The organism is Nodosilinea sp. LEGE 07298 (assembly GCF_015207265.1).
In the GTDB taxonomy this organism is placed as follows: Bacteria; Cyanobacteriota; Cyanobacteriia; order Phormidesmidales; family Phormidesmidaceae; genus Nodosilinea.
Window position 1 is genome coordinate 1 of sequence record NZ_JADEXE010000557.1, and the last position, 1,740, is coordinate 1,740.

General features: G+C 58.2%; 2 protein-coding genes and 1 pseudogene. All 3 read right to left on the minus strand.

From position 1 onward, the window contains the following. Positions 1–542, minus strand: a 542-nt coding sequence (locus tag IQ273_RS32985) for a bifunctional DNA primase/polymerase (protein ID WP_194027287.1), incomplete at its 3' end; no start/stop codon positions are given. Further along, on the minus strand, positions 514–816 hold the full coding sequence (locus IQ273_RS32990) for a hypothetical protein (RefSeq protein WP_194027288.1): 303 nt from the start codon (positions 814–816) through the stop codon (positions 514–516). The genes IQ273_RS32985 and IQ273_RS32990, both read right to left, overlap by 29 nt. Next, a pseudogene (locus IQ273_RS32995) lies at positions 813–1,740 on the minus strand (hypothetical protein); the annotation flags it as partial. The pseudogene IQ273_RS32995 and the gene IQ273_RS32990, both read right to left, overlap by 4 nt.

Consider the following 1,740-nt stretch of genomic DNA (forward strand, 5'->3'; position numbering starts at 1 on the left):
GTGAAGCGCCCCTGGCCCAGAGCCTCCCCCATGTACTGTCCACCCACCCCATCCAGCGAGAAATTGGTAAACGTCTTTTCGTGAGCCTGCACTGCCAGCCGCCAGCCGCCGCTGTGAGTGCGCTCGGTAAAAGTTTGCTGTAAGAGCGGGTACTGGCCCAGCCAATCGGTGATCCGCTGGTCGCAGGTCTGCTGCGACTCAAACTGCTTCACATCCACATCAATCCAAACAATGTTATGCCAGCCGCCCAGGGTGCCAATGCCGTTGTCAGGGTGGGCAAACCAGGTCTGAAGCTCTGCCTGAGTCGGCATCCGATTTTGATACTGGGTATGCCTGATGAGATGGGGAATTCCACGGCTGTCCACATAGCTAGGATTCTTGCCGGTAAAGGCAGGCACCAGAGCCCCGTCTTTGTCGCGCTTCAGGCTGCCATCCCCGTTTCGGGCTGGGTAGCGCGTCGGGTCTTGGGCTGGGGCAACGGGCAGCGGTGGCAGTCCTTGATCCCGGAGCCAATCAAACGTGGCGCGAAGGGCTGGGTTCATCGGCATGGCCTGCTGGGGTTTGAAAGATCCATTCCATGGGGTGGACAGCACCTGTGACCAGTTCCAGACGGTTGACTGTGAGCTGCTGATTCACCAGGGCATAGACCAATACCCCATCCCAAAACATTTCCAGGCAATCGGGTTTGCGCTCTGCCGTCCACTCCACATCGAGCTGCATTTCGCTGCCCTCCACATGCACGGCCTTTTGCCCATCGCACAAAATCATGATGGACTGGGGGCGGTAGTCGGCGGGCAAGGGGGCCAAGGTCATCATCGTTCAAGTCCTGCTGAGGTCGGGGTGGGAACACGGTCTGATTCTAGGCGCTGCACAAATCGCTGAAACCGCTGGCAGTCTTCAGCCGTCACCACTGTGCGCTGAATTTTCCCCTGGGCGATTTCCAAAATGGTCTGGGGTTGATGCGTCACCCGGCGGACGGTCAGCCGGTCGGCGGTCTGCTTCAGTTCATAGACTTTGCCGCGAAACTGGGTGTGAGGGCCTCGGGTCTGCCCGATCACCGACAGGATTTTTTTAGAAGCCTGGGCCACGTATTCTCCCCGCTGCTGCAACGCCTGATATTGAACCAGGTCTTGAGCCATCGCCTGCTGTAGGTTTGGCGCGAGGCCAAACCCGTTACCATTAGCCTGTTTGGCTGAGAGGCCCAACTGCTTGATCTGTTCCAGGTGTAACGGATCATGGCCCAAGTCGCGGGCCGCGCGGTACCAGTCACGCAAGGTGTCTAGAGCGGTACGCGGCAACGGTTCGGGCACAGTCTCCAGCGGTAGCTCACCTGCTACCGCTTGCCCCTGATGAGCTATTGCTGGAACCGTAGGGGATGGTAAGGGTTGTGTCGGCGGATCTACATTTACCTCTGATGGCGCAGTTGGTTGAGCTTCTACTGCCGAGCCACTCCAGGCTGGATCGACAGTCTGGCGCTCCTTGTGTCCATTTTGATGTGCCTCATTGAACTGGTCGAGGTCAAACAGGTTTTGTACCTGAAATTCAGGCTCTTTAGACGCTGGTGCTGGGGTCTGGGGTTGTGGAATCGGCTCAACAGGAGCTTGGGTTGGTTCTTCTAGGGCTGTTGGTTCGGGGGGATGATGGGGGTGGATGGCGATCGCCCCTTCTACCTCCGCAATCACCACCTCCCCCTGCTGGGTCAACCTATCCAAATACTTGTGCAAACTCTGCACCGGGAAC

Excerpts from the sequence above, each read along its gene's own strand:
- IQ273_RS32990 (WP_194027288.1), bottom strand. The coding sequence starts at position 816 with ATGATGACCTTGGCCCCCTTGCCCGCCGACTACCGCCCCCAGTCCATC.